Below are 23,328 nucleotides of genomic sequence, written 5' to 3'. Positions count from 1 at the left end.
AGCAGCCATTCAGCGCAATCGTGGCGATCCCCTAAAGCTGTCGCTATCGTTGGCGACTGGCTTTGAGCGCCGCTTCGACCCGTTCGAGCGCGCCGGTGGAATCGGTGTTGTTCGCATCCAGCTCGAGCGAGCGCCGGAATGCCTGGAGCGCCGGCTCGAGCAGGCCAGCCTTCTCTAGGCCCTCGCCGTAGCTGTTGAAGGCGTTGCTGCTTCTCGGAAACAGATCGGTCATAGTGTGGAACGCAGCGAGCGCGTTGCGCATCCTGCCGTCCTCCATCAGCGCATAGCCGAGATTGTTCAGGTCACTCTCAGTCAATCGGTATTGCGTACTGTTCGTGCGAAGCTGGTCGACCCTGGCCCTTGCCGCTTCCGCGCCCTGATCAACAAGCGTTGCGCCGTAGATTCGGGCAAGCGACACCGGTTCGTCCAGTGGTGGCAGTCCGGCAAGGATGCGCATGGCCGAGAGCGCCGATTTGTAGAGATTCTCGCTATCTGCGTTGTTGAGCAGGATCACGGTGATGCCGTCGTCCAGATTGCGCATCAGGATCGTCTGGCATCCCGGCATGCCGCCGGTGTGCCATACGATCCTGCCCAAACTCTCATCGCGAAATCGGAACCAGCCCAGTCCGTTGTCGGCATCTCCCATCCCGCCGATGCCGAGCCACACGAAGGTCGGCGAGCCATCGGCGAGGCGCTGCGGTGCATAGGCCAGGTCCAGCGTTTCCGGCCGCAGCAGGACACCCTTGCGAAGCGCCGTGTCGAACCGCAACAGGTCGTCAGCGGTGGCTATCACCGATGCATTTCCGTAGAGCGTCTCAGCATAATAGCCGCGCACGCCCTCAAGCCGAACCCGCTCGCGCGACCAGCGATGTGGCCAGGCATAATTCTGAGCGAAGTTCGGGGTGTCCGCACGGTTAACCAGCGCAGTCTTGATATAGCTGTGGCGCATTCCTGCCGGCCCAAACACATGCGCATCGAGATATTCGGGCAGTGCCTCGCCCGACTGCTTTTCGACGAGCAGCGCGAGCAGCTGAAAGCCGAGATTGGAATACCACCAGCGTTCGCCGGGCTTCAGCTTCATTGTCCGCTGGGCTTGAGCGATCGCCGAAATCAACTCCCTCATCGTGAACGGCTGCGGGGCGAGCTTTGGGGCATAAGCCTCGACGAAGCCCGCCATGTCCTGGTCGGAGAGGCCGGAACTGTGCGACAGCAGCTGGCGGACGGTGACCGCCGGGTAGGGGAAGTCGGGAAAATAGCTCGCGAACGACGCATCGAGCCCGATCTTGCGACGCTCGACCAGTTGGAGCACGGCGGTTGCGGTGAAGAGCTTGCCTATGGATGCAAGCTCGAATTCCGTGTCTGCATCGACAAGCCGGCCCGCTTCCCCATCGGCAAGGCCGATATACTTGCGGTAGATCGGCTTTCCGTTACGAGCGATCAAAATCGCGCCATTCAGCCCATCGCGCTCGGAACGCTCGGTAAAGAAGGCCTCTAGGGCTCTGATCCGATCATCCCCGACGGGAGCTGCAATAGCTTGATCAAGTGCCGAAGCTGGCGCGGCGACGGTGGCAAACAGGGCCAGCGAGAGGAGAAGCAAGCGAACCATGTGCCCTCATGATATTACGATTCGTAATATAGATAGCGAAGCGTGATGACCGGTTCAACCGCCGCGCTTACCGAGCTGGAAGGCGCCGTCCTGTCTGAAATTCATCATCGCGCGAACCGAACAGCATTTCAGGTCCAGCGCGCTTTTCAGCGCTCGCCGTCTACGGAATGGAGCGGGAGTGCGGGAGCCGTTTACCCCGCGATCCGGCGACTGATCGAAGGTGGCCTGATAACGGCAACCCCCATGGCGGGCGGGCGCAAGGCACAAGCCCTGGAAGTGACGCGCGCCGGGGTTTCAGCGCTCACCGCATGGGCTTGCGACCCCGGACGTGCGGCCGGAGTGGGCCTCGATCCGTTTCGGTTGCGATCGGGCATCTGGCGTACCTTGCCGAATAAGGAACGACGGAACGCCCTCGAAGCCGTGGCAGCGGAGATACGACAGGATCTCGCCCGCCAGGGGGCAGACGACGCAGACACGGTGGAGCGGACGCGGGACGAACTTGCCGTCCGCCTCCAGCGGACCCGGCTTGACTGGATCGCCGAAGAACTGAAGGCGCTTGGCTAAACCAGACTTGTCTACATTGGAGGACTGCACCGAACCTCGACGATCTACGCAACGAGGTCCGCACAGATTTCAACCGAATGAAGGCACGCCGTTCGATCACTTAACGGAGGCCCTCGTTGTTCTGCCGCATCACTGTCGGCAGCTATCGCGAACTTACCGCTCCAAAAGCCGCCGGTCTGCTGTCGGCCCAGCTCCGGCCGCAAGCCGAGAAGATCTAGGCGCACGCTGAACGGCAATAACTGGACGTTGGCAGTCGTTCGCACGAGCTCAGCTTGGAACGCCAGCTATCCGACCTTACGCTCCCAGTAGCGGACTGTCCGGTCCTCACCCGAAAGCTGTCGTTCTGCTTCGATGCCGCACTCAATTCACGGATGTAGCGACGAGTGCCATTGTCCGCTCCGGCCTTCCCGCAATCAAACGCGACCGGCTCTGCACCAAGCGGCCCGTATCTACAGCTGGCCTGTTATTGTCCCTGCCGCCAGTGCCGGCTTGTCAATGGCGACGCCACTTAGCTTGAGCCCAAATGAGAGGTCTCGAACGATCTCATTCTGGAGAAAACAATCCTCCTTCGACCCAAATCATGACCTTGCCGGCGATCAATCTACCGTCATGCGCCCAAAAATTCGCCCGCCTTCTGAGCTTCACCCGTTTCGGAAATTTCATTCGACTGAAAGCCGACCGGATTGGATTTGCATCCCCGCGGCGCTGAGACGATCGAAGATCCATGCCAATCCTGAGTCCATCAATGCCACTTTGGGGATGAAGGCGTTGAGTCGGAAGCTGCCCAGAGGCAGCGGTGGGTCCTGAGTGGCTATACCGAAGCGTGTGGCATAGACTTCGGCGAACCGGCGCGGGATGGCGCAGAGCAGATCGGTTGAAGGCAGAATTGCGCAGGCGAACATGAAATTGGGAACGGTGAGCGCGACGCGGCGCGAAAGACCGTCCCTGGCCAGAACTTCGTCAACAAAGCCATGGGGATCGCCGGCGAGCGACACGACCAGGTGCCGGCTCTCGCAATAGGCGGGGATGGTGGAGGTCTGCTGGAAAGGATGGTCGGGACGCATGGCGAGAACGAAATCCTCCTCGTAGAGCGTCCGCTTATCGAACCTGGCCGGGGCATCCTCGACGGGTACCACCGCCACGTCGAACGCCCTCGCCTCAAGCTCCGAAAACGCCTCGCGCCACGCGCGGTCAGGTGCGGTCTCTCCGGCGATCGGCAGGAGCTGGCGAATGCCGATGTCGATTCCCGGCGCGCTAGCGGCGAGATCGATCAGCAGCGGCTGCAGGAAGACTGCGGACACACCATCCGGCGCGCCGATAATCATGCGGCGGACCGATGTCGCGGGATCGAAAGGCGCGGCATCCGAGATGACGGCCCGCACACGTTGCAGCACATCCGCGATCGACGGCGCCAATGTCTGTGCCCGGTCGGTCGCGACCACGCCTTTCGGCGTTTTGAGAAATAGCGGGTCGTTGAGCAGCCGGCGCAACCGACCGAGACCGTGGCTGACCGCGGAGGGCGAAAGGCTCAGTCGATCTGCGGCCCGGCCGACATGCCCTTCCTCGAAGACCGCCTCGAACAGCACGAGCAGATTGAGGTCGGCACGGGAAAGGTCAGTTTCATTCAGCATATTGGTGAAATCATATCATTTTATGCATTATTGAATAGTCGCCATCTCTTGAGGACTGCGCAGCCCGCGCTGCGCACCCGTCAGATGAGGTACGATCATGTTTTTCAGCCATTTCGTTGCGATCTGCGTCGCGGGTGTCGCGACCGTCGGTGCGCTCGGCGCGCTCGCCAGGAGCGACACCGATCCCGATGTGGCAACCCTGGCGGGCCGCGCCGCGGATGCCCATGCGAGCCTGATGCGCGGCGACATCGCACGCTATCGAAGCGCGATCGAGGTTACGCCGGATTTCACCCTGATGGATCCCTTCGGGGGCCAGCCGACCGGGGCGCCCGCCTCCGACGCGCACTGGGAGCGGATCGGCCGCTTCTTTCGCGAGGGACGCGACGCGCGGTTCGAACTGATCCACGCCTATCGTTCGGCCGATCTGGTGGTGCTTGTCGCCAATGAGCACGCCCATGTAGCAGTGGGGTCGCTGACGGCCCAGGACTGGTCGCTGCGCGTGACCCTCGTTTTCCGCCGCGACAATGGCGAATGGCGGCTCGCCCATCGCCATGCCGATCCGCTGGTCAAAGGCCTCACTCTGGAACAGGCTGGCCGGATCACCTTGGGTCGGCCCGAGGGTGAAGGAAATGGGTGAGAGACGCCCGATATTGACCCTCGCTCGCGGCCCTGCCGAACTGAACCCAGTGGTCAGAATCTGACGCTCGGTACCGGCTGACGTTTGCCGACGGTACTAGCTGAGACAGAGAGTTTACGGGCGCTTGAGCGGGCTCTTGGCGGATACTTGCATCTCTTGCTGAAGCCCTTAGTCTGTTCTTGCGCCGCCCTTGCGGCGCCGAGGCCTGAGAAACCTCGAACTTGAGAGACCAGATCCCGCGCGATGATGCGGCCGGGTGGCCGACGCGTATGTCCAGGCCAAACGGCTAAAGGCGTCGGCGCACGTTCTCAAGCGTGTTTCTCACACCCGGCTTTTTCGCCGGCAGGGCCTTGCCACGGGAAAGGTCCGAGGATGCAGTGCGGGTTGACGAGGGTGTCCGGTGATCGCGCGCGGCGGGCGGCGAGCCTCATGCCATGCGGGTGAACGTCGATCCGGTATCGCCGGCCGGGCAGGACGGCATTGCTCCGGCTAATGACGACGGCTCGCCCGGCCGGCTCTCGCTCGACGCACTTTATCGGGCGCAGGCCGGCCGCCTCTTCCGGCTCTTCGTCCGGCGCGCGAGCAGCCAAGAGGCGGACGATCTTGTGCAGGAGACGTTCGCCCGCTTCGCCGGTGCAGGCGCCGATCGCAACATCTCGATCCTCTCGCCCGAACGCTACCTGACGCGGATCGCCGGCAATCTGTTGCGCGACAAAGCAAGGAGCGCTTCGCAGCGTGCGATAAACCTGTCCGTATCGGCCGAAGACGCCGAGCTGACAGGACCCAATCTGATTGCAAATCTCGAAGCGCGCGACCTGTTGAATCGGGTCGAGCAGGTTATACTGAGACTCAAGCCGATGACCCGGGAGATTTTCATCGCGGCCCACTTCCATGGGCTCAGCCGCGCCGAGATTGCCGAACAGACCGGCCTCAGCATCAAGGGCGTCGAGAAGCACATGAGCAAGGCCTATGCGCACATCCATCGCTCGCTGGGGCGGCGCTGATGGTTCGGCAGCACCCGCCGCTGTCGCGCGCCGAGCGCGAGGCCACTGACTGGCTCACCCGTCTGCAGCTGGGCGACGGCTCCGAGCAGGCCGAGTTCGACGCCTGGCTCGCCGCTGACCCCGCCAATGCCGCCGCGTTCGAGGCGGTCAGGCAATCGGTCGCGACGACCGACGTCGCCGCGGGTTCGAAGCTGGTCCGCAATTCACGCCTGCATCGCGCGAGCGTCTTCCAGCGCAAGCCCGGAACGACGCTGGCACTTGCCGCCGGCCTCGCCGCCCTGACGGTGATCGGCGGGGGCGTCGCCTTGCGGGAGCTCGACAGCTTCCGTCCGTCGCTTTCCGCGGGCGAGGCAGCGGTCTATGCGACGCGGACGGGTGAGCTGCGCACGCTCGCGTTGGCGGACGGATCGAAGGTGACGCTCGATGCAGGGTCTCTGCTGCGCGTGACCTATACCGCCGACGCGCGACGCATCCGGCTCGACAGCGGTCGTGCACGGTTCGAGGTCGCGCACGATTCCGCGCGCCCGTTCATCGTCAGCGCCGGTGACGGGAGCATCGTTGCGCGCGGCACCGTGTTCGATGTCAGCGTCGGGCCGTCCGGGGTCCACGTCGTCCTGCTCAAGGGATCGGTCGAAGTGACCAGGAATGGGGAGGGTGCCGGGCAGTCCGCCGATGCGCCGCCGCGGCAGCTCAGGCCCGGCCAGCAGGTCACGTTCGACAGCCGCAGTCCCGTTCCGGAACCGGTGCCGGTATCGTCCGCCGAGCTTCGGTGGACGGCGGGCATGCTGGCATTCGACGACGTACGTCTCGTCGACGCCGTGGCCGAGCTCAACCGCTACTCGGCCCGCAAGATCCGGCTGGCGACGCCCGAGCTGGGCGACCGGCGCATCGGCGGCGGCTACCGCGCCGGCGACGTCGAAGGGTTCGCCCGCGCCGCGGCCGCCGCGCTCGATCTCAGGATCGAGTCCCGTGCCGATGGCATCCTGCTCGCCCCCGCCCAGTACCGCGAGAACCGCTAAAAAAGTCGGGGGGATTGTCCTTCCCGGCTCGTCACGCCTCCCACGACGCCACGCAAGAGCGTCGCAAGGGGAGGGCACGCATGCGGTTTTCATCATCTCTGTCGAGGTCGAGCTGGGGCGCCGCGGTTGCGCTTGCCGCTGCTGCAAGTTCGCCGGTCTGCGCCCAAGAGCAAGCGCGCTATCGCTTCGACCTGCCGGCCCAGAGCCTTGGCGCCGCGCTGCGCGACGTGACGATCATCACGCGCCGCAACATCGTCGCCGCGGCGCATGCGACCGACGGGAGGCGCGCGCCGGCGGTCCGAGGCACCTACACCGTCGAGGAAGCGCTCGCGCTGCTGCTCGATCGCACCGGACTGCGCGCTGACACCGTCGGCGACGCGCTCGTGATCCGGCCGGACGCAAGGGACGGGGCGTTGCCGCCGCCCGCCGACCCGGCCCAACATGACGGCGAGATCGTCATCACCGGGAGCCGCATCCGCGGCGCACGGATTGCCTCGCCGGTGATCAGCGTCAGCCAGGACCAGATCCGCGACGCTGGTCAGGCGACTCTCGGCGACGTCGTCCGCAGCATTCCGCAGAGTTTCGGCGGCGGCCAGAATCCCGGCATCGGCTTCAACGTCCCCGCGATCAGCGGCGTCAATGTCGGCGGCGGCGCCTCGATCAACCTGCGCGGCCTCGGCAGCGACGCGACCTTGACCCTGCTCAACGGCCGGCGGCTTTCCTACAGCGGCTCGCGGCAGAGCATCGACGTCTCGACCATCCCGGTCGGTGCGCTCGACCGCATCGAGATCGTCGCCGACGGTGCCTCTGCGCTCTATGGCTCCGATGCGGTCGGCGGCGTCGCCAACATCATCCTCAAGCGCGACCTCGACGGGCTTGAGACCCGCGCCCGCCTCGGTGCCTCGACCGACGGCGGCAATGTCCAGCAGCAATATGGCGCGACCGGCGGCCTGCGCTGGGGCAGCGGCGGCGTCATCGCCGCCTATGAGTTCAACCGCAATACCGCCGTGGACTCGGCCGATCGCGACTATGCCGCCACGCGCTCGCGCGGGCTCACCCTCTATCCATCGATGCGCAATCACAACGCGCTGCTCAGCGCGCATCAGCACTTGGCATCGACGCTGGAGGTCAGCGTCGATGCCCTGTTCAACGAGCGGCGCCAGGCCTTCACCTATGCCATGAACCCGGCTGGCGACCTTCGGGTGAGTCGCGCCACCCAGTCCACCGACAGCCGTGCCTTCGCGATCGCGCCCAGCCTCCAGTTCGAGCCGGGCGGCGGATGGAACGTCGTCCTGACCGGAAGCTATGCCGAGGACCGCACCGATTTCCGGGTCGATGCCGTCATCGGCGGCGGTGCGCTGGAGCTCGGCGCCGGCTGCTACTGCAACAGCGCGCGATGGGTCGAGCTTTCCGGCGACGGCCCGCTGTTCGACCTTCCCGGCGGACCGGCTAAGCTCGCGCTCGGCGTCGGATACCGTAATATCGAGCTCGAGAGCGACCGCGGCCCCGGTAATCCGCTCAACTTCATCCGCTCGCAGTCGAACCGCTATGCCTATGGCGAGCTCAGCCTGCCGCTGATCGGGCCGGCGCTGGGAATTCCGGGCCTTTATCGGCTCGACCTCACCGCGGCCGCCCGCCACGAGCGCTACGAGCGGGCGGGCTCGGTCACCACGCCCAAGGTCGGCATCGTCTATGCGCCATCGCCGAGCCTCGATCTCAAGGCGAGCTGGGGGCGCTCGTTTCGCGCGCCGACCCTCTACCAGCGCTACCTGCCGCCGGCCCTGACCCTGCTGCCTGCCCGCAACGTCGGCGCCGCCGGCGCCCCGGCCGGCGCAAGTGCGTTGCTGATCGAGGGCGGCCGGCCCGACCTCGCGCCCGAACGCGCGACGAGCTGGTCGGTGACCGCCGGTGTCCATCCTCCGACGCTTGCCGGCTTCACCGCCGAACTCAGCTACTTCGAGACGCGCTATATCGACCGGATCGTTGCGCCGATCGCCTTCGTGAGCCAGGCGCTTGCCGATCCGGCCTATGCCGCCCAGGTCACGCGCTCGCCATCGCCCGAAATGCTGGCGGCGATCCTGGCGAGCGGCGCCTATTTCGTGAACGGCACCGGCGCCCCCTATGATCCTGCGAACGTCATCGCCTTCATCGACAACAGCAACCTCAACGCGGGTCGCCAATGGGCGCGAGGCGTCGACCTCCTCGCCACCTATCGCAGCCGCCTCGGCAGGAGCGACGACGAGATCGCCGTGAGCGCCAATGCCAGCTATCTCAGCAGCCGCCGCCGGATCAGCGCGGACCAGGCCGCCCGGCCGCTCGCCGGCATCCTGTTCAACCCGCCGCACTGGCGCGGTCGCGCCACTGCCAGCTGGCGCCATGATCGCTTCTCGCTGACCGCAATCGCGAACTATACCGGCCGGCTTCAGGACACCCGCTTCTCGCCGGCGACGGTCGTTCCCGACCAGGTCCGGTTCGACTTCACCCTTCGCTACCGCAGCGGCGACACCGGCCCGGCGTGGCTGCGCGGCCTCGATGTGACGCTCGGCGTCGAGAACGCGTTCGGCGCGGAGCCCCCGCCGATCTTCATCTCGTCCGTCACCGACACGCCGTACGATTCCACCAACTACACGCCGTTCGGGCGGGTGATCAGCCTGGCGATCGCCAAGTCATGGTGAGGCGGCGCCCGGTCCATTGGTCATGGCAGTTGCTGAGGCTGGGCGTGTTGTTCGGCTGCCTCGCCGGTGCGGAGCCGGCATGGAGCCGCTGTGCCGATTGGGCGCCGCTCGGCCCGCCGGCAACCGGCGGCCGGACCGTGACCGTCAAGGATCTGGTCGAGCTCGCCGGGATCGGCCGCGCCGATGCCGAGCCGGTCGGCGGCGCCAGCCCGCTCGCGATCTCGCCCGACCGACGCCAGGCGGCGTTCGTGCTCCAGCGCGCCGATATCGACGAGAACCGCTATTGCCAGGCGCTGGTAGTCATCCGCCTGGACGGCCGCGCGCCGCCGCGCGTGCTCGATCGCGGCGGCGATGTCATCACCACCACCGTCGCGATGCGAGGACTGGAGATTGCCAACGGCTTTCCGGAGCAGATCGCCCCGGCCTGGTCTCCGGATGGCGGCGCGATCGCCTATCTGCGCCACGACCAAGACTCGACGCGGGTCTGGAGCGTCTCGCTTGATGGCGGCAGCGCCCGCCCGGTCACGCCCACCGATCTCGACGTGGTGTCGTGGGCATGGATGCCGGACGGCCGGATCGGCTTCGCGTTCGAACCGGATCGGCCGGCGCTCGACCGGGCGATCGACGCCGAAGGCCAAGCCGGCTGGATCTACGACGAGCGGGTGATGCCAGGGATCGGCTGGCGGCCGCAGCTCGGCGCGCCGCTGGCGCTCGCCTACCGAATCGCCGACGTGCGGTCCGGCAGGTCGACCCCCGCGACCGCAGCGCAAGCCGAGGCGCTGCGCGTGGCGGTCACGGCACGGGAAGGGCAAGGGGCAAGCGCTGGTGCGGCGCGCGCCTCGGCCGAGCCGACTGCATCCTCACCGCTGTCGCCGCGGCGCTTGCGGGTGACCGACGCAACCGGAACGCCACGCGCGTGCGTCTGGTCGGCCTGCACGGGCCGTTTTGACGGCCTGTGGTGGGACGAGGCCGGCGGCACGCTGTGGTTCCTGAAGCGCGAAGGCTGGAACGATCGCTACACGGCCCTCTATCGCTGGTCGCCGGGGCCCCTTCCTCCCGAGCGGCTGCTTCTGACGGACGACGTGCTCGAACGCTGCCGGCGCGCGGATGCGCGTCTGCTTTGCATCCGCGAGACGGCGACCCGACCCTCGCACATCGTTGCGGTCGACCTTGGCTCCGGCGCCGTCGATACGCTCTTCGATCCCAACCCGAGCTTTGCGCATCGGGCCGGCGCGACCGTCGAGCGGATCACCTGGCGCAATGCGCTCGGCCTGGAGGCCTATGGCGACCTCGTGCTACCCGCCGGCTATCGCGCGGGGACGCGGCTCCCGACGATCGTCACCCTCTATCGCTCGCGCGGGTTCCTGCGCGGCGGCACCGGCAACGAATATCCGATCTTCCTGTTCGCACAGCACGGCTATGCGGTGCTCAGCATCGAGGGCCCGCCGATGGCGGCGAGCCGCGTTCCCGGCCTCGAGACCTATGATGCGATCTATGCCGCCAACGTTCGCGACTGGGCCGAGCGGCGCAACGTGCAGTCGGCGATCGCGGCCGGGGTCGAGCTGCTGGTGGCCCGCGGCATCGCCGACCCCGCGCGGCTCGGCATCACCGGCCTCAGCGACGGCGCGAGCGCGGTCCGATTTGCGCTCATCAACTCCGAGCTGTTCGCCGCCGCCTCGCTCAGCAGCTGCTGCGTCGACGAATCGAGCGCAGTCCTCGTCGGACCGGCCTGGGGGCGATACAGCCGGTCGGTCGGCTATCCGCTGGCCTTCCCGGTCGATCGCGCGTTCTGGCGCCCCGGCTCGCTGGTGCTCAACGCCGACCGGATCCGTACGCCCCTGCTCATGCAACTCGCCGACAGCGAGGCGCTCTATGCGCTGCCGTCAATCACCGCGCTGCGCCAGCACCGCAGGCCAGCGGAGCTGCGGATCTTTCCCGGCGAATTCCATATCAAATGGCAGCCGCGGCACCGCGCCGCGATCTTCGGCACCAATCTCGACTGGTTCGACTTTTGGCTGACCGGCCGGGTCGATCCCGCGCCAGCCAAGGCTGGTCAATATCGCCGGTGGGAACAGCTGCGCCGCGAGCATGCGCCGGGAGAGGAGCGGCCGTCAGCGCGGCCATGATCGCGCCCAGGCCTCCACGTCAGCCAGCTCCATCGCCCTGGCATAGCTGCCACTCCGGGTCGGCCCGCGATCCTGGAGGACGATCTCGAGGGCCGCCCGGTCGATCAGGCCATGCGACGCCAGCCTCCCATCCAGCAGGAGGTCCGCCAGCGCCGCTCGATTCGCCTCGAAGATCTCGACGACAAAGCTGTCCATTGCGCCCTTCGAGCGCCGCCAGGCGATTTCGGCAGGAAGCCCGTCGGTGAACGCGTGACGCGCGACCGCGCGGTTGCATCCCCGGTCGAACCAGGCCCAGCTCGGTACCGCTACGCAGGCCTCGACGATCGGCTGCACGATCAGCGGCGCCAGCTGCGGAACGGCGGCGCGCGGATCGGGACTTTCGGCGACGCTCTGGGCGGCGACGATCAGGCCGATATGGGCCGCCGAACCGGGAAGGGCGCGCGGCGGCGGGCGGAGCCACGGATGCTCGCACGCCGCGGCCGCCATGGCGATCGCATCCGGCGTGAGCAGACCGGTGTTCACCGCAAAGCGATAGCCGCGCCGACGGCGGAGCGCGCGGGCGAACGCCTTGGCGGCGACCCGCAGCACGCTCACCTGGGCGAGCGTCGCAATATGGCCTGCGGTCGCCCGGAACTGCCGGTCGGGACCGCGGAGAAGGAGCCTGTCAGCGGCCGGCGCCACCGACTGCAGCGCGCAGAAGACATTGTCGCCGCCGCCGCCGGTGACGATCGCCCGTGCGCCGGCATCGCGCGCCAGTGCTTGGGCGGCGGCATGCGTCGCCTGGGCGAAGCTTCGTGCCGATGGTCGCGGCAAGCCGCAGGCGAGCGACCGCGTGACGTCGACCTGGCCAACGTCGCGCCCGATCGCGGTCAGCGGAATCCCGAGCGCCGAGGCGGTCGCCGCGGCATAGTGGCGTTCGTCGCCGCCGGGATCGCGGGTGACCATGGTGAGCGCTAAGATCGGACGGCCGGCGGCGGCAAGGCTCGCCGCGACGATCGAGGAATCGAGCCCGCCCGAGAGCAGGACCAGGAGCGACCGATAGCGTGCGGTCCGCGCCGCGACCGACCGGCGGACGACATCCCCGACATGGGCCGCGGCGGCGGCGAGGTCGACCGGCGCGGCATCGCGCGCGATCGCGTGCCATGGCGACCAGCGCTGCCGCACCGACCAATGTCCGTCGCGCCAGCATCCCTCGGCGCCGCCGGGCAGTTCCTCGATGCCTGCGAGGCAGGTCCTCGGCCGCCTGAGATCGGCGGCGGCGAGATGCTCGGCGACGCCGGTCCAGTCGATGGCCGGCCGATAGCCCGCGAACCGCGCGAGCAGCTCGACATCGGAAGCGATCGCCACGCCCTCGGGCGATCGCCACGCATAGGCCGGGAGGTCGCCGAGCGGCGCCCGCAGCACGCGGATGCTGCCGTCCGCGTGCTCGAGCAGCGCGACATAGGCACCCCAGAAGTTCCGGATCAGCGGCTCGCCTCCGCACACGGCGATCGTCCGCACATCATGCGCCTCGAGCCGGTCGAGCGGCGCCGCGCCTTCGGCGCGGATCACCTCGCCTAGCACGACTCCATGCTCGCCGAGCGCGATTGCCTGCGCAGTGGCGAGCACGATGAGGCCGGGCCGGTCCGCGGCGACCGCGAGCGAAGGCGACCGATTCCGTTCGCGCAGGAACCTGGCGCGGGGGCGGCTGTCGGCGCGATCCGCGGGCAGGAATGCGATGTAGCGCCGGCCCATCATACTACGAGGATCGGCGTGAACGGTGCGACGGCATCACGCTCGTCGCTCACCAGCAGGTCGCCCACCTGGACCCAGGCATGCGCCTGGAACGGGCGTAGCTTGACGCCGAGGACGAGCTCGGCCGCGATGCCATGCGCCGCGCTCCGGCGCATGATCGCCAGCGAGACCGCAAGGCACTCGTCCAGTGCACCGGTCAGCACGGCGGCGCGCCGGAACGCGCCGCCGATCGCCGCGAGGCGGCGCTCGCCGTCGCCGTCCGGCGGCGCGCAGCCCCGCTTGGCCCGCCGGACCGCCATGATCAGGCGACGGAGCGGTCGGCGGCGCAGCTCGAGTCTGGCGCGCAGCAGCGCCGCCGCGGCGCGCGCGACGGCAAGGTTTCCCGCGCGCGCCGGCGGCTCCGCGATCGCCCGTCGGATCGGCGCGATCCTGGTTGGCGGCAGGGTCGTGTCGGTTTTTGCGGGCAGCAGCAGTCCGCGCCGCGCGAGCGCGCCCAGACGATGATGGTCCGCCGCATCGAGCGGGGTTCCGGCGATCATGCGGGCGAAGCTGCGTTCGGCCGCGTCGCCGAGGCAGAAATAGCGGTCGGCATCGAGGTCGAGGAAGATGTGGCGCCCGCCCGCGTCACAGAAGCTGATGCCCGGCGCGATGCGATATCCGCCCATGCTCGGCAATCCCGAAAAGGCGCGCAGGCGGGAACTTGCGCGCCCCATCGGTCAGTCGTCGGAAAGTCCGGGCACGATCCGCCCGAGGACCTCGTCCCCGGGGAGCTGCCCCGGTCCCTGGGTCTCGACGCTGGCGACGCCGAGATCGATCACATCGTCTTCGCGTTCCATGATTCACTCTCCTGCTTGCTGCGCATTGCAGCAGAGGCGAATCTACCGATCTCCCGCATGACGTTGAAACTTATACAGATTCTATATCGAGAATATATTCGGACGGCTGTCCGCGGCACGGGACTATAGGATCGCGACGTCGTCGGAAGCCCGATACAGGCCCCGGACGATCTCCGCCGCGACGCGCTGGCGCCGGCCGTGATAGGCGCCGATCATCCGCCGCACCGCCGCGGTCTCGTGGGCCTCGAACGCGTCGGCGATCGCCGACACCTCCTCCGCGATCGCCGGCAGGATGTCGGTCTCGACCAGCCGGGTCGGATGCAGCTTCGCGTTAGCCCAGCGCATCGCGAGCCGGTGGAGCTGGTTTCGCGAGCGATGGGCAATCGCGAAGAACACGGACGCCGTCAGCGCTGCCGTGTCGCCGATGTCCTGCGGCGATAGTTCGCCCGGCACCGGCGCCCGTCGCCGGAGTGCGGCCAGCAGCAAGTCGCCGTTCCAGTCGTAGAGATCCTTGAGGCCCGGCTCGTCGAGGTGCGGCAGCCGGAATCCCTCGCCCTGGCCGGTCTCCACCAGCCCCTCGCCGACGAGAATGTGCAGCGCGTCGCGCACCGGCGTGACGCTGCTGCCGAATTCCTCCGCCAGCAGGTTGGGATCGAGGCGCGCGCCGGGCCGCAGGCCGCGGCCCGTGAGGCGCAGCCGCAGTGCCTCGTAGACGCGCCCCGACGTCTGTCCGGAGTTCATGCGCGCTGGCTCGCGACGAACGCCGCCACCCCCTCGGCCTGGTCGGGCCGCAGCGCATCGACCGCTCCGAGCGGTTCGGCCGGCGACCCGTCGAGCAGGATCGACGGGCACTGCCCCTCATAGTTGCCGAGGTTGGGGCGGTGCTGACGATAGCCGGCGAGCGCCGCGAGCTCGCGCGGGAAATGCCGTGCCACCTCGGGCGGATAGGCGAGCCATGGGTTCTCGTACGGCTTCAGCCAGCCAAGGCAGTAGCTGACGATCATGCCGCGCCTGACCGTCGCCGAGCGGTTGCCGCCGGCACCGTGCAGCGTCGAACCGAGGAACATGAGCGCCGCGCCCGGCGCCATCTCGGCGACGATCGGCTCGCCAACCGGCTCGGGATCATGACAGCGCGGCCCGTGACTGTGCGGCCAGATCAATGTCGCGCCGTTCTCCGTCGTGTAGCCGGTGAACGGCCACATCACGTTGACGAGATATTCGATGCGGCCGGTCTCGCCCTGCCACATGTCCTGGTCCCTGTGCGGAAATTGCGGCAGCGCGCCGGGATGGAGCGCGATCGCCTGCGTGAGATTGAGCTGGATCGTATCGCACCAGGGCGCCAGGACACGCTCCGCCACACCGAGGACCAGCGGATGCTGGACGAACGCGGCGGCCCGTATCGTGCGCGCGAGCAGCCGGCCGAACCGCTTGGTGCGCGTGCCATAGAAGCCGCCCTGGCAGAACGGCGTCTGGTCGAACGCGTCGCCGAGCTCGGCGTCGATGGCCGCGACCTCCTCCGGCGGCATGGCACCGGGGATGACCGCATAGCCGTCCGTCAGCAGCCGCTCCGTCCACTGCGCAACCGGATCGCCGGCGCGCCGTGCTGCGTCATGCGGCATGGCGGCGCTCCCCGGTATCGACAGGATCGACGAGCACCGGGCGATAGATGCCGGCGTCGCGCAGCCGGGCCGGTGTCGCCGCATCGATCTCGATCGCGAGCGCGCACAGCATCGCACCGCGCTCGGCGACCGGCAGGCCGAGTGGCCGGCATCGCCAGCCGAACGCCAGGATCTGCTGCAGCCAGCCGATCTCGGCGACCCCGGTGTAGGTGGTGACGCCGCGCCACACTCCGAACTCGGCGATTGCCGAGACCAGCCGGTTGCGGGCCTCGCGCCGCGCCGGCGCGCGCAGGCGGCGGTCGAGGCAGAACCGCGTGATCTCGTAGACGGTGGGGCCGAACGGCGGCGGCGTCTCGCACAGATGCGGATAGAGATCGCCGAGGATGTGCGGCCGCATCGTCGGCAGGAGCCGCGCCGAGGCAAGATGGGCGCCCGAGGGATCGGTCAGGACAAGGTAGGTGGCACCCGGTGCGTCGAACTGATCCCGTTCGTAGCAGTCGTCGACCACCGGCACCTGCCATTTGAGCAGGTCGATGAAGACGCGCTTGCGCGCGGCGAACATGCGGCAGAGGCGATCGTCCTCGCGCCAGTCGGCCGCATGATCGAGGATGTGGAGCATGGCTTGGCCCTCCGTTGATCGGAAGGCCAAGGTCCATCGCCGGCGGCCGCGCCGCTATTCCCAGAAATGGGAATAGCGCCACTGCGCGGCGTCGGCGAGGCTGATCGTTCCGTCCAGCAACGTCTGCATGAGGAGCGATGTCCGCTTCTGCACCCCATAGCGCTCGCGAGCCTGCTTGACGTGGCGCACCACCGTTCCTTCGGTGACGCCGAGGATGCGGCTGATCTCCCAGTCCGACTTGCCGCGCGCGACCCAGATCAGGCAGTCGCGCTGACGGTCGGTGAGCGTAGGCAGCCCGGTCCTGGGCGTGCGCACCCGCCAGAGCTTGCGCGCGGCCTCGAAGGCGAAGGCGCCGATGAGCTGCGCGGCCGGACGCATGCACCGCGGCAGCGGCGTGCCGGCGCGCATTGCGAAGGAGACCGAGCCGTTGGACTCGCCCGGCACGTTGGCCGGCACCGTATAGCCCTCGCCGATGCCGTGCCTGCCCGCGAGCTCGAGGACACGCCGGTCGCCGGCGGTCATCGTGATCAGGGTAGGAAGCTCCGACCAGGCAAAGCCGACGCTGGTCACGTGGCTCGCGCGGTGCACCGGGTCGGTGGGACCGAGCGCACTGCGGTCGAAGAACTCGGCCCACTCCTCGGGATAGTCGTGCACCCGGATCGCGGTGTGGCCCGCCTTCAGCATGTCGACATGGTGCGTGAGCGCGAAGAAGTGAAACCCCATTTCGGCGGTGAAGAACGCCAGGATCGTATGCAGGTCCGGGGCGGATTGAACACGTCCGACCGCCCGGACGAAGTCGTCGACCAAGGGCAACAAGACCATCCGTCAATTCTACGACCGCGAGCGGCGTCTCAAGCCGCCCCTTGCCCGGCGATCGTCCTTTCCAGCTGTTCGCCAGCGCGCGTTGATGTCTCAATTCAACGCCGGGCGAGGCCCGAACCTCGAGAATATGATTCCCGCAACTTGGATTCCAGAGAAAATCGGCTCGCCGGCTCCGCGGGGACTATGCCCGGTTGCAGCAGCCATTGGCGGGTGCCTGGCCAGCGGGATGCCGGATAGCGCCCGATGGGCGGGTCGGGGCCGGTCGAGAATTGGCGCGACGGGCGAGCCTACGCGGCCTTGGCCGGCATCGACCGCGCCGGGATCATGTGGGAGTGGCTGCGCCGCGACCCCGGTTACATTGCCTGGTACGCGCGGGCGAGCACCGCGACCCGGGGCAGCGCCGGCAGCGTGGCGCCCGGTGTCGACCCGATCCGTTGGGGGCTTCACTTTCGCCGAGAATCCGGACGTGGCGGCGCCGGAGGCCCGGTTGATCTGGCGTGCCGATCTCGATCCGGCCGTGCTCCGCCTCGAGGCGGTGCCGACCTCCGCCGACGATCCCGAGCGCGTCGAGCCGTCCGTACTGCGGGGCTGGCTGGTAGCGGTGTCCGATGGTGATGGAATCGAGCACGCCGTCCTGACCGACGGCAAGCGCCGCATCCGTCTCGAGGTCGATGGCGGCACGCTGCTGGGCGACCGGCCGGTGTTGCTGCGCTATCGGCTCTCCGGCGTCCGGCGTGTCGCGCCGCCCCTGCTGGCGCTGCGACGATTTCTCCACCTCTATCGGCACCGCCGCTTCCCGGCGTCGCTGTTCCCGCCTGACCGGCAGGCCGGCCGCTGGATCGCCATGCTGCGGGTGCATGACGCGCTCGCCGACGGTGCCAGCCAGCGCGAGATCGCCGAGATCCTGGTCGGACGCGATCGCGTCGCCACCGAATGGCGCGGGGACTCGGAATCGCTGCGCTCGCGCGTGCGCCGCCTTGTCGCCGATGCCCGGCGCATGGCACGCGGGGACTATCTGGCATTGATGGTGCGCGGCTGTTCGCGAGCACGGAAGATTGACGAACGACCCGGCGCCTGACGTCCCGATCCGCTCAGCCTGAGCGCAACGATCGCCGCCCAGGACCGTCCTGGTTCACGGATCGTCTGCTGGCGAGCGCCGGTCGGCCAGATCGGCCGGGCCCCGGCCCAGGTTCGCTATTCCTGTCGTGGCCGTGCGATAGACATCGATGGACCGATGGAGGTCTCAATCACGAGGCAGGCACGTGAATCGAATCTATTGTTTCGAAGGTGTCGACGGTCACGAGTGGCTCCTTCCGGTCGACGGCGAGGAATTCGAGCGCTTCTTCTCCTTGGATGGCCGCGCCGTTCAAGATTGGGACCCGCCGGAGATGACGCTCCTGACGCACGATGAGAGCGGCCGTCCGAGAGCATATTCGGATTTCCCCTGGCTCGGAGAACATGCGCCGATCTTCCGTCGGCGGGCGATAGAGAGGCTCGGCGACGTCGCGCTGCGATATGGTCAGTTCTTGCCGCTCCAGGGCGAGGGCGATGCGTGGCTCTACAATGTCACGAACGTGCTAGACGCATTGGACGAGGAGCGTGCCCGGATCGTCCGTTTCGACGACGGCAGCATCCTCGCGATCGAAGACTATGCATTCAAGGCCGACGTGATCGGCGCCTCGGAGGTCTTCAAGCTGCCGATGCGGGCATCTCCGGTCTTCGTAACCGACCAGTTCGTCGCCCGCGTCCGCAATTCCGGGCTGGTGGGCGTGGCGTTCACCCCTCTCTGGTAAGAACGCGAACCCGGCATCGGCATCAGGACTCGTCGCGCAGCAAGCTCTCGAAATCCTGCCCGCCATAATAGAAGCCGATGACGACCACGGCCGCGTCCTCAACTATGAAGGCGATCGTCACGCGGCGGCGATGGGCCAAAGTGCGCAGGCCAGGCCGAAGATCGTCGCGTGGCGTTCCGATGCGGGGATGGTCGGCGAGCTTCGCCAGGTGATCGACGATCCCGTCGGTGAAGCGCCGGGCGATCTCCGGCGAGGCTGCCTCGGCGATATAGTCGTAGATCGCGTCAATCTGGTCACGCGCCTCGGGCGTGACGACGATGCGCGTGGCCATGCTCAGTCGCGCCGGGCGGCCCGCTCGTGCCGCTTGGCAAGCCCGGCCTTCACCTCATCGAGCGACAGCCCGCGCTGCGGGTCGGCCTTGTAGGCGTCGTAGGCGGGCAGCGCTTCGTTGCGGAGCCAGCTTTCGACGGCGCGGTCGCGCGCCTGGAGCGCCCGCAGGCCGTCCCGGATGACCTCGCTTTCGCTGGCATATTCGCCCGAGGCGACCTTGGCGCGCACCTGGGCCGCCATCTCGTTCGGCAGCGTCACGCTGAATTGCTGGGTCGAGCGCATTCCTCTGTCCCTTCAGGGAATAGGATTTAATCCTATTGGCCGGCCATTTCAATCCGGGCGGGCTGAGCAGTGCTCCCGTCCTACGCCTCGAGATACCATTCGGGAAACCGGCGGACGGTCTTCAGATGATTGGCCGAGAATGTAGCCAGGCACGACAGGCGATCATCGCCGTAATACTCGTCGTGGACGAACAGGCCGTTGCATCCTTCAGGGTCGGCAGGATGGTAGGCGTAGCGCTTGAGGGTGAACTGATAGGTCGCCCGGTTGCCCAGCCGGCGGACCAGGTTGATGCCGTCGATCTCGATCGGCCTGGGATCGAGAATGCCGGCCGACAGGCGAAATTCCCGGACGAACGTGTATTGGCGATCGGCGTCCTTGTTCGAGCGCTCCTCGCCCAGCCGGTCGTCGACCCACCCCTCCTCGATCCAGACCCCGATCTCGTCCTTGCGCCGCAACACGTCCTCCACCGGGAGCGAAGGGGCGTCGTTCAGCAGTGCCACGAACTCGGCCAGCGCGCGGCGGCACATGCGATCCCTGAACGGTGCGCGGTTGACGGCCACGAGCGTGCACGCCGCTGCCTCCGATCCGGACCAGAGCATGCCCAGTCCCGTCGCGGTCAGGCCGAAAAACTGACGACGCCGAATCATCACCGTCCCCCAAGACGAACCGATCGCCAACGAGGGTGGCATTGGCCGGCCGTGCCCGCAACGGTGCTGACGCTCCCATTCGCTGATCTCCGCCCGGGAACCGACCTGGCAAGGTCGGGCGCGATGTCATGGCCAATGGGATCGGCCATGAGACATCCTTGCTTTGCGGCGGCTGGCAGTGGAGCATTCGGGCGCGCCGTCGCGATCGGCGTCTCCGGCCGGGAGCCGGACCGCGCTCTATTCCGCTAGACTTACCCTTTCGGGCGCGTTCGCCAAGCTGCACCGAGCCGCGCCAATTCCGCGTCTCGGCCCTTCGGGTGACGGTCGCTGATGCATGTCGCTGATGCATGGGGCAGGGGCCCATCCGGCCCCTGCATGCGGTCATCGCGCGTGCCGCGCGATGGCGCTTGTCTGGACGGGCCGCGGCCAAAGGGGGTGGGCGGCGCTCCCTGCTAGGCGCGCCCGCGCTGCCGGCAAGCCGGGCTGACGCCCCGGCTCCTCCATTGCATTCCGGCCCTGCGCCTCCGGCTTGGGTGCCGGCGGCGCCTGCGGCGCGCCTCTCCGGTCGCTCTCGCCGCCCACCCCTTTCGGCCGGGGCCCTGGGGGTTTTTCGGGCGGGGAGGAGGAAAGCGATGACATCAACCCGCCTGTCCCGTGCCGGGCCCGGCCGCCGCAAGGGTGGCGCGCGCCGCGCTGCCTCCGGGGAGACCGACCGGGGACGCCTCTACGTCGAGGTGACGCAGCGCATCATCGCCGAGCTGGAGGCGGGCACCGTTCCGTGGGTGACGCCCTGGAGTGCACCCGATGGCTCGGCCGCCGCCGCGGTCGGCCTGCCACGCAACGCACTCACCGGCCGTCCCTATTCGGGCATCAACATCCTCACTCTGTGGGGCGAGCTGTTCGCCAGGGGCTATGCATCGCAATGCTGGCTGACCTTCCGTCAGGCGATCCAGGCGGGCGGCTGCGTGCGCAAGGGCGAGCGCGGCGTCGGCATCGTCTATGCCGATCGCTTCATCCCCGCCGCAGAGCGCGAACGCGCCCGGGACAGCGGGGACGAGCCGAAACACGTGCCGTTCCTCAGGCGCTCGACCCTGTTCAACATCGCGCAGTGCGACGGGCTGCGCCCCGGCCTTGCGCCCGAGCCGGTGCCGCTCCCCGAGCGCGAGATCGTGCCCGTCGCCGAAGCGGTGATCGCGGCGAGCGGCGTTCGCGTCGTCGTGCAGGGGGCCCAGGCCTATTACGCGCCGGGGCCGGACCATGTCGTCGTCCCGCCGCAACCCGCCTTCTTCGAGCAGGTCAACTACTACCGCACCGTCCTCCACGAGCTGACCCACGCCACCGGCCACGCCAAGCGGCTCGGGCGCGACCTCGGTCACGCCTTTGGGAGCAAGGGCTATGCCCGCGAGGAGCTGGTCGCCGAGATGGGTTCGGCCTTCCTGTGCGCCGCGCTTGGCATCGTGCCGACCGTCCGGCATTCGGACTATATCGCCAGCTGGCTGGAGGTGCTGCGCGCCGACCTCAGCGACGACCCCGCCGTCCGGAGCATGGCGGGCCCGCGCGGGCGCGCGATCTTCCGCGCCGCCAGCCTAGCCAGCAAAGCCGCCGATTGGCTGCTCGCGCGCCACCGCGAGGCGAACGCCGACGCCATCGCGGGAAGGATCGCGGCATGATCCTCCTCATTCCCGCCTTGCGCGCGCGGCTCACCGCTAATGCCGAGCGCGCCCGCATCGACGAGGACTTCGACCCGCCGCCGGTCGTCAGGTTCTTCAACCCGCTCGGGGCCGCGACATGGCTCGCGACCGAACTCTATCCGGACGGCGATACCCTGTTCGGCCTCGCCGATCTCGGCTTCGGCACCCCCGAGCTCGGCACGTTCAATCTCGCCGAGCTGCGCGCGGTGCGACTTCCGCTGGGGTTGCGCCTGGAACGCGATCTCCTGTTCGCCAGCGATGTGCCGCTGTCGGTCTGGATCGAAGCGGCACGCCGCTGCGGCTCGATCCGCGAGGCCGAAACGCTGCTCGCGCGCCTCCGCCGCCGCGCGCCCGCCAATGACGACGAGCTTCCGCCGCCCGGCGGATGACGCAGACGGCTGTTTGCCGCCAACCCCGAGCCGAGATCGTGGCGGGCCGCATGGCCGCGTTCTGCCCTTCTCACATGCCCGAAGCCGGCCGCCGACGTCTTTCCGCCCGCCGGCACGGCCTCGCAACGCACCGCCGTTCGTTTGGCCGGCGGCGGCCAGGCCGCAGGTTCAGGATTCCGCCCGGTCGGGCGTGCGCGCGCCCCATTTGCCGATGACGTCGTAGAGCGCGTCGCGAAGCCGCCGCACGCCCCGGTTCAGCTCGCCGAGCTGCCTCGCCGATTGGCCGGATGCCTTCAGCAAGGCTTCGCCGAGGCAACCGGCCCGCGGGCGGAGCGCCCGGCCGCGCGCGGTCAGCTCGACCACGACTTGCCGCTCGTTGTCCGGATTGCGGGCCCTGCGCACCAGCCCCGCCGCTTCCAGCCGCTTCAGCAACGGGGTGAGCGTGCTCGACTCAAGAGCAAGCCGCTCGGCGATCCCGCCGACGGTCTGCGCATCCTCCCGCCACAGGACATTGAGCACCAGATATTGCGGATAGGTCAGCCCGAGCTCGTCGAGCAGCGGCTTGTAGAGCCGCTGGACGGCGATCCCCGCCGAGTAGATCGCGTAGCACAGCTGGTCATCCAGCGGCAGCGGCACATCGGATGTGTCGGTCATGGCAGGCTCCTCGCCACTGATATTAGCGGCCTTTTCGCAAAAATACATATCGCGATAAGATTTATCTTGCGACTCAGAAGGGCGCGCGGTAACAAAGGATATCGCGATAAATGTTATCGTAGATAATAAAGGAGCAGAGCGATGAACATTCTCTATCGTACCCAAGCCACCGCCACCGGCGGCCGCACCGGCCAAGCCCGCACCGCCGACGGTGCGCTCAGCGTCGCGCTCGTCACGCCGAAGGAGCTCGGCGGATCCGGCGGCGAAGGCACCAATCCCGAGCAGCTGTTCGCCTCCGGCTATGCCGCCTGCTTCCTCGGCGCGCTCAAGTTCGTCGCGAGCCAGCGCAAGGTGACGATCGCCGAGGACAGCACCGTCACCGCTGCCGTGGGCATCGGCAAGCGCGACGACGGCCAGGGTTTCGGCCTCGATGTCGCGCTGACGATCGCGCTGCCCGGCGTCGATCCCGAGGTCGCGCGCGAGCTGGTCGACCAAGCGCATGTCGTCTGCCCCTATTCGCACCTCGCCCGCAACGGCCTCGACGTGCGGCTGTCGCTCGCGGCCTGACGCTTCTCCCGTCCCGCAAGCCCCCCGCGATAATGCGGTGAGCGCCCGGATCACTGGCGCCAGGCGTCACCAGGGGCCGGGAA

At 68.1% G+C, this 23,328-nt stretch carries 24 protein-coding genes and 1 pseudogene; 12 read left to right on the top strand and 13 right to left on the bottom strand.

What is annotated here, in order from left to right:
- Positions 1 to 43: 43 nt before the first annotated feature.
- Positions 44 to 1,606 carry a serine hydrolase domain-containing protein gene (locus LZK98_RS17355; protein WP_233783775.1) on the bottom strand — a complete coding sequence of 521 codons (1,563 nt, stop codon included), beginning with the start codon at positions 1,604 to 1,606 and terminating at the stop codon, positions 44 to 46.
- Positions 1,607 to 1,651: 45 nt separating this feature from the next.
- On the opposite strand from LZK98_RS17355, the gene LZK98_RS17350 reads away from it, so the two are divergent.
- Positions 1,652 to 2,170 carry a PadR family transcriptional regulator gene (locus LZK98_RS17350; protein WP_233783774.1) on the top strand — a complete coding sequence of 173 codons (519 nt, stop codon included), beginning with the start codon at positions 1,652 to 1,654 and terminating at the stop codon, positions 2,168 to 2,170.
- A gap of 659 nt (positions 2,171 to 2,829) precedes the next feature.
- On the opposite strand, the gene LZK98_RS17345 is transcribed toward LZK98_RS17350, so the two are convergent.
- Positions 2,830 to 3,801, bottom strand: a complete 972-nt coding sequence (locus LZK98_RS17345) for a LysR family transcriptional regulator (protein ID WP_233783773.1) — start codon at positions 3,799 to 3,801, stop codon at positions 2,830 to 2,832.
- A gap of 97 nt (positions 3,802 to 3,898) precedes the next feature.
- On the opposite strand from LZK98_RS17345, the gene LZK98_RS17340 reads away from it, so the two are divergent.
- The 5 genes from LZK98_RS17340 (at position 3,899) to LZK98_RS17320 (ending at position 11,262) form a co-directional block, all read left to right on the top strand.
- Positions 3,899 to 4,438: a YybH family protein gene (locus LZK98_RS17340; protein WP_233783772.1), complete on the top strand. Its 540-nt coding sequence runs from the start codon at positions 3,899 to 3,901 to the stop codon at positions 4,436 to 4,438.
- 434 nt (positions 4,439 to 4,872) lie between these two features.
- Positions 4,873 to 5,442 (top strand): RNA polymerase sigma factor, encoded by a 570-nt coding sequence (locus tag LZK98_RS17335; protein ID WP_233783771.1) that lies wholly within the window; start codon positions 4,873 to 4,875, stop codon positions 5,440 to 5,442.
- A complete protein-coding gene (locus tag LZK98_RS17330) occupies positions 5,442 to 6,461 on the top strand; it encodes a FecR family protein (protein ID WP_233783770.1) in 1,020 nt (339 codons plus the stop codon). The genes LZK98_RS17335 and LZK98_RS17330 overlap by 1 nt, the downstream gene beginning before the upstream one ends.
- Positions 6,462 to 6,541: 80 nt before the next feature.
- Positions 6,542 to 9,136 (top strand): TonB-dependent receptor, encoded by a 2,595-nt coding sequence (locus tag LZK98_RS17325; RefSeq protein ID WP_233783769.1) that lies wholly within the window; start codon positions 6,542 to 6,544, stop codon positions 9,134 to 9,136.
- Entirely contained in the window at positions 9,130 to 11,262 is a 2,133-nt protein-coding gene (locus LZK98_RS17320; protein ID WP_233783768.1) for an Atxe2 family lasso peptide isopeptidase, read from the top strand. The genes LZK98_RS17325 and LZK98_RS17320 overlap by 7 nt, the downstream gene beginning before the upstream one ends.
- On the opposite strand, the gene LZK98_RS17315 is transcribed toward LZK98_RS17320, so the two are convergent.
- From LZK98_RS17315 to LZK98_RS17285, 7 genes are all read right to left on the bottom strand, one after another.
- Entirely contained in the window at positions 11,248 to 12,996 is a 1,749-nt protein-coding gene (locus LZK98_RS17315; RefSeq protein ID WP_233783767.1) for an asparagine synthase-related protein, read from the bottom strand. The genes LZK98_RS17320 and LZK98_RS17315 overlap by 15 nt on opposite strands.
- A complete protein-coding gene (locus LZK98_RS17310; RefSeq protein WP_233783766.1) occupies positions 12,996 to 13,661 on the bottom strand; it encodes a lasso peptide biosynthesis B2 protein in 666 nt (221 codons plus the stop codon). Before LZK98_RS17310 ends, LZK98_RS17315 begins: the two co-directional genes overlap by 1 nt.
- Before the next feature lie 51 nt (positions 13,662 to 13,712).
- Entirely contained in the window at positions 13,713 to 13,832 is a 120-nt protein-coding gene (locus LZK98_RS17305) for a benenodin family lasso peptide (RefSeq protein ID WP_233783765.1), read from the bottom strand.
- 123 nt (positions 13,833 to 13,955) lie between these two features.
- Positions 13,956 to 14,573, bottom strand: coding sequence for a GntR family transcriptional regulator (locus LZK98_RS17300; protein ID WP_233783764.1), 618 nt, complete (start codon positions 14,571 to 14,573; stop codon positions 13,956 to 13,958).
- The gene (locus LZK98_RS17295; RefSeq protein WP_233783763.1) at positions 14,570 to 15,451 is read right to left on the bottom strand and encodes a phytanoyl-CoA dioxygenase family protein; all 882 of its coding nucleotides are present in this window, start codon (positions 15,449 to 15,451) and stop codon (positions 14,570 to 14,572) included. Before LZK98_RS17295 ends, LZK98_RS17300 begins: the two co-directional genes overlap by 4 nt.
- Positions 15,441 to 16,070 (bottom strand): acyl-homoserine-lactone synthase, encoded by a 630-nt coding sequence (locus LZK98_RS17290; protein ID WP_233783762.1) that lies wholly within the window; start codon positions 16,068 to 16,070, stop codon positions 15,441 to 15,443. The genes LZK98_RS17295 and LZK98_RS17290 overlap by 11 nt, the downstream gene beginning before the upstream one ends.
- Positions 16,071 to 16,124: 54 nt before the next feature.
- Entirely contained in the window at positions 16,125 to 16,892 is a 768-nt protein-coding gene (locus tag LZK98_RS17285) for a LuxR family transcriptional regulator (protein WP_233783761.1), read from the bottom strand.
- A gap of 243 nt (positions 16,893 to 17,135) precedes the next feature.
- On the opposite strand from LZK98_RS17285, the pseudogene LZK98_RS20730 reads away from it, so the two are divergent.
- From LZK98_RS20730 to LZK98_RS17275, 3 genes and pseudogenes are all read left to right on the top strand, one after another.
- A pseudogene (locus tag LZK98_RS20730) lies at positions 17,136 to 17,333 on the top strand (transcriptional regulator domain-containing protein); the annotation flags it as partial.
- A gap of 25 nt (positions 17,334 to 17,358) precedes the next feature.
- Positions 17,359 to 17,970 (top strand): DUF2285 domain-containing protein, encoded by a 612-nt coding sequence (locus LZK98_RS17280; RefSeq protein ID WP_233783760.1) that lies wholly within the window; start codon positions 17,359 to 17,361, stop codon positions 17,968 to 17,970.
- 148 nt (positions 17,971 to 18,118) lie between these two features.
- Positions 18,119 to 18,685: an imm11 family protein gene (locus tag LZK98_RS17275; RefSeq protein WP_233783759.1), complete on the top strand. Its 567-nt coding sequence runs from the start codon at positions 18,119 to 18,121 to the stop codon at positions 18,683 to 18,685.
- Positions 18,686 to 18,707: 22 nt separating this feature from the next.
- On the opposite strand, the gene LZK98_RS17270 is transcribed toward LZK98_RS17275, so the two are convergent.
- The 3 genes from LZK98_RS17270 to LZK98_RS17260 form a co-directional block, all read right to left on the bottom strand.
- Positions 18,708 to 19,016 carry a type II toxin-antitoxin system RelE/ParE family toxin gene (locus LZK98_RS17270; RefSeq protein ID WP_233783758.1) on the bottom strand — a complete coding sequence of 103 codons (309 nt, stop codon included), beginning with the start codon at positions 19,014 to 19,016 and terminating at the stop codon, positions 18,708 to 18,710.
- Between the two features lie 2 nt (positions 19,017 to 19,018).
- Complete coding sequence (locus LZK98_RS17265; protein WP_233783757.1) at positions 19,019 to 19,297, bottom strand: type II toxin-antitoxin system ParD family antitoxin; 279 nt, start codon at positions 19,295 to 19,297, stop codon at positions 19,019 to 19,021.
- Positions 19,298 to 19,377: 80 nt separating this feature from the next.
- Positions 19,378 to 19,944: a hypothetical protein gene (locus LZK98_RS17260; protein WP_233783756.1), complete on the bottom strand. Its 567-nt coding sequence runs from the start codon at positions 19,942 to 19,944 to the stop codon at positions 19,378 to 19,380.
- 632 nt (positions 19,945 to 20,576) lie between these two features.
- On the opposite strand from LZK98_RS17260, the gene LZK98_RS17255 reads away from it, so the two are divergent.
- On the top strand, positions 20,577 to 21,614 hold the full coding sequence (locus LZK98_RS17255; protein ID WP_233783755.1) for an ArdC family protein: 1,038 nt from the start codon (positions 20,577 to 20,579) through the stop codon (positions 21,612 to 21,614).
- Complete coding sequence (locus LZK98_RS17250) at positions 21,611 to 22,024, top strand: DUF2958 domain-containing protein (RefSeq protein WP_233783754.1); 414 nt, start codon at positions 21,611 to 21,613, stop codon at positions 22,022 to 22,024. The genes LZK98_RS17255 and LZK98_RS17250 overlap by 4 nt, the downstream gene beginning before the upstream one ends.
- A gap of 168 nt (positions 22,025 to 22,192) precedes the next feature.
- On the opposite strand, the gene LZK98_RS17245 is transcribed toward LZK98_RS17250, so the two are convergent.
- Complete coding sequence (locus tag LZK98_RS17245) at positions 22,193 to 22,678, bottom strand: MarR family winged helix-turn-helix transcriptional regulator (protein ID WP_233783753.1); 486 nt, start codon at positions 22,676 to 22,678, stop codon at positions 22,193 to 22,195.
- Between the two features lie 141 nt (positions 22,679 to 22,819).
- Here LZK98_RS17245 and LZK98_RS17240 point away from each other — a divergent pair, with 141 nt between their 5' ends.
- Positions 22,820 to 23,245: an organic hydroperoxide resistance protein gene (locus LZK98_RS17240; protein ID WP_233783752.1), complete on the top strand. Its 426-nt coding sequence runs from the start codon at positions 22,820 to 22,822 to the stop codon at positions 23,243 to 23,245.
- Positions 23,246 to 23,328: the final 83 nt, after the last annotated feature.

Origin of the sequence: Sphingomonas cannabina (assembly GCF_021391395.1) — a bacterium.
Lineage (GTDB): Bacteria > Pseudomonadota > Alphaproteobacteria > Sphingomonadales > Sphingomonadaceae > Sphingomonas > Sphingomonas cannabina.
The sequence above is the reverse complement of the archived record's forward strand: the minus strand, read 5'-3'. Positions and strand labels throughout refer to the sequence as shown.

Excerpts from the sequence above, each read along its gene's own strand:
- LZK98_RS17355 (WP_233783775.1), bottom strand. The coding sequence starts at position 1,606 with ATGGTTCGCTTGCTTCTCCTCTCGCTGGCCCTGTTTGCCACCGTCGCC.
- LZK98_RS17350 (WP_233783774.1), top strand. The coding sequence starts at position 1,652 with ATGACCGGTTCAACCGCCGCGCTTACCGAGCTGGAAGGCGCCGTCCTG.
- LZK98_RS17345 (WP_233783773.1), bottom strand. The coding sequence starts at position 3,801 with ATGCTGAATGAAACTGACCTTTCCCGTGCCGACCTCAATCTGCTCGTG.
- LZK98_RS17340 (WP_233783772.1), top strand. The coding sequence starts at position 3,899 with ATGTTTTTCAGCCATTTCGTTGCGATCTGCGTCGCGGGTGTCGCGACC.
- LZK98_RS17335 (WP_233783771.1), top strand. The coding sequence starts at position 4,873 with ATGCGGGTGAACGTCGATCCGGTATCGCCGGCCGGGCAGGACGGCATT.
- LZK98_RS17330 (WP_233783770.1), top strand. The coding sequence starts at position 5,442 with ATGGTTCGGCAGCACCCGCCGCTGTCGCGCGCCGAGCGCGAGGCCACT.
- LZK98_RS17325 (WP_233783769.1), top strand. The coding sequence starts at position 6,542 with ATGCGGTTTTCATCATCTCTGTCGAGGTCGAGCTGGGGCGCCGCGGTT.
- LZK98_RS17320 (WP_233783768.1), top strand. The coding sequence starts at position 9,130 with ATGGTGAGGCGGCGCCCGGTCCATTGGTCATGGCAGTTGCTGAGGCTG.
- LZK98_RS17315 (WP_233783767.1), bottom strand. The coding sequence starts at position 12,996 with ATGGGCCGGCGCTACATCGCATTCCTGCCCGCGGATCGCGCCGACAGC.
- LZK98_RS17310 (WP_233783766.1), bottom strand. The coding sequence starts at position 13,661 with ATGGGCGGATATCGCATCGCGCCGGGCATCAGCTTCTGTGACGCGGGC.
- LZK98_RS17305 (WP_233783765.1), bottom strand. The coding sequence starts at position 13,832 with ATGGAACGCGAAGACGATGTGATCGATCTCGGCGTCGCCAGCGTCGAG.
- LZK98_RS17300 (WP_233783764.1), bottom strand. The coding sequence starts at position 14,573 with ATGAACTCCGGACAGACGTCGGGGCGCGTCTACGAGGCACTGCGGCTG.
- LZK98_RS17295 (WP_233783763.1), bottom strand. The coding sequence starts at position 15,451 with ATGCCGCATGACGCAGCACGGCGCGCCGGCGATCCGGTTGCGCAGTGG.
- LZK98_RS17290 (WP_233783762.1), bottom strand. The coding sequence starts at position 16,070 with ATGCTCCACATCCTCGATCATGCGGCCGACTGGCGCGAGGACGATCGC.
- LZK98_RS17285 (WP_233783761.1), bottom strand. The coding sequence starts at position 16,892 with ATGGTCTTGTTGCCCTTGGTCGACGACTTCGTCCGGGCGGTCGGACGT.
- LZK98_RS17275 (WP_233783759.1), top strand. The coding sequence starts at position 18,119 with ATGGACCGATGGAGGTCTCAATCACGAGGCAGGCACGTGAATCGAATC.
- LZK98_RS17270 (WP_233783758.1), bottom strand. The coding sequence starts at position 19,016 with ATGGCCACGCGCATCGTCGTCACGCCCGAGGCGCGTGACCAGATTGAC.
- LZK98_RS17265 (WP_233783757.1), bottom strand. The coding sequence starts at position 19,297 with ATGCGCTCGACCCAGCAATTCAGCGTGACGCTGCCGAACGAGATGGCG.
- LZK98_RS17260 (WP_233783756.1), bottom strand. The coding sequence starts at position 19,944 with ATGATTCGGCGTCGTCAGTTTTTCGGCCTGACCGCGACGGGACTGGGC.
- LZK98_RS17255 (WP_233783755.1), top strand. The coding sequence starts at position 20,577 with ATGACATCAACCCGCCTGTCCCGTGCCGGGCCCGGCCGCCGCAAGGGT.
- LZK98_RS17250 (WP_233783754.1), top strand. The coding sequence starts at position 21,611 with ATGATCCTCCTCATTCCCGCCTTGCGCGCGCGGCTCACCGCTAATGCC.
- LZK98_RS17245 (WP_233783753.1), bottom strand. The coding sequence starts at position 22,678 with ATGACCGACACATCCGATGTGCCGCTGCCGCTGGATGACCAGCTGTGC.
- LZK98_RS17240 (WP_233783752.1), top strand. The coding sequence starts at position 22,820 with ATGAACATTCTCTATCGTACCCAAGCCACCGCCACCGGCGGCCGCACC.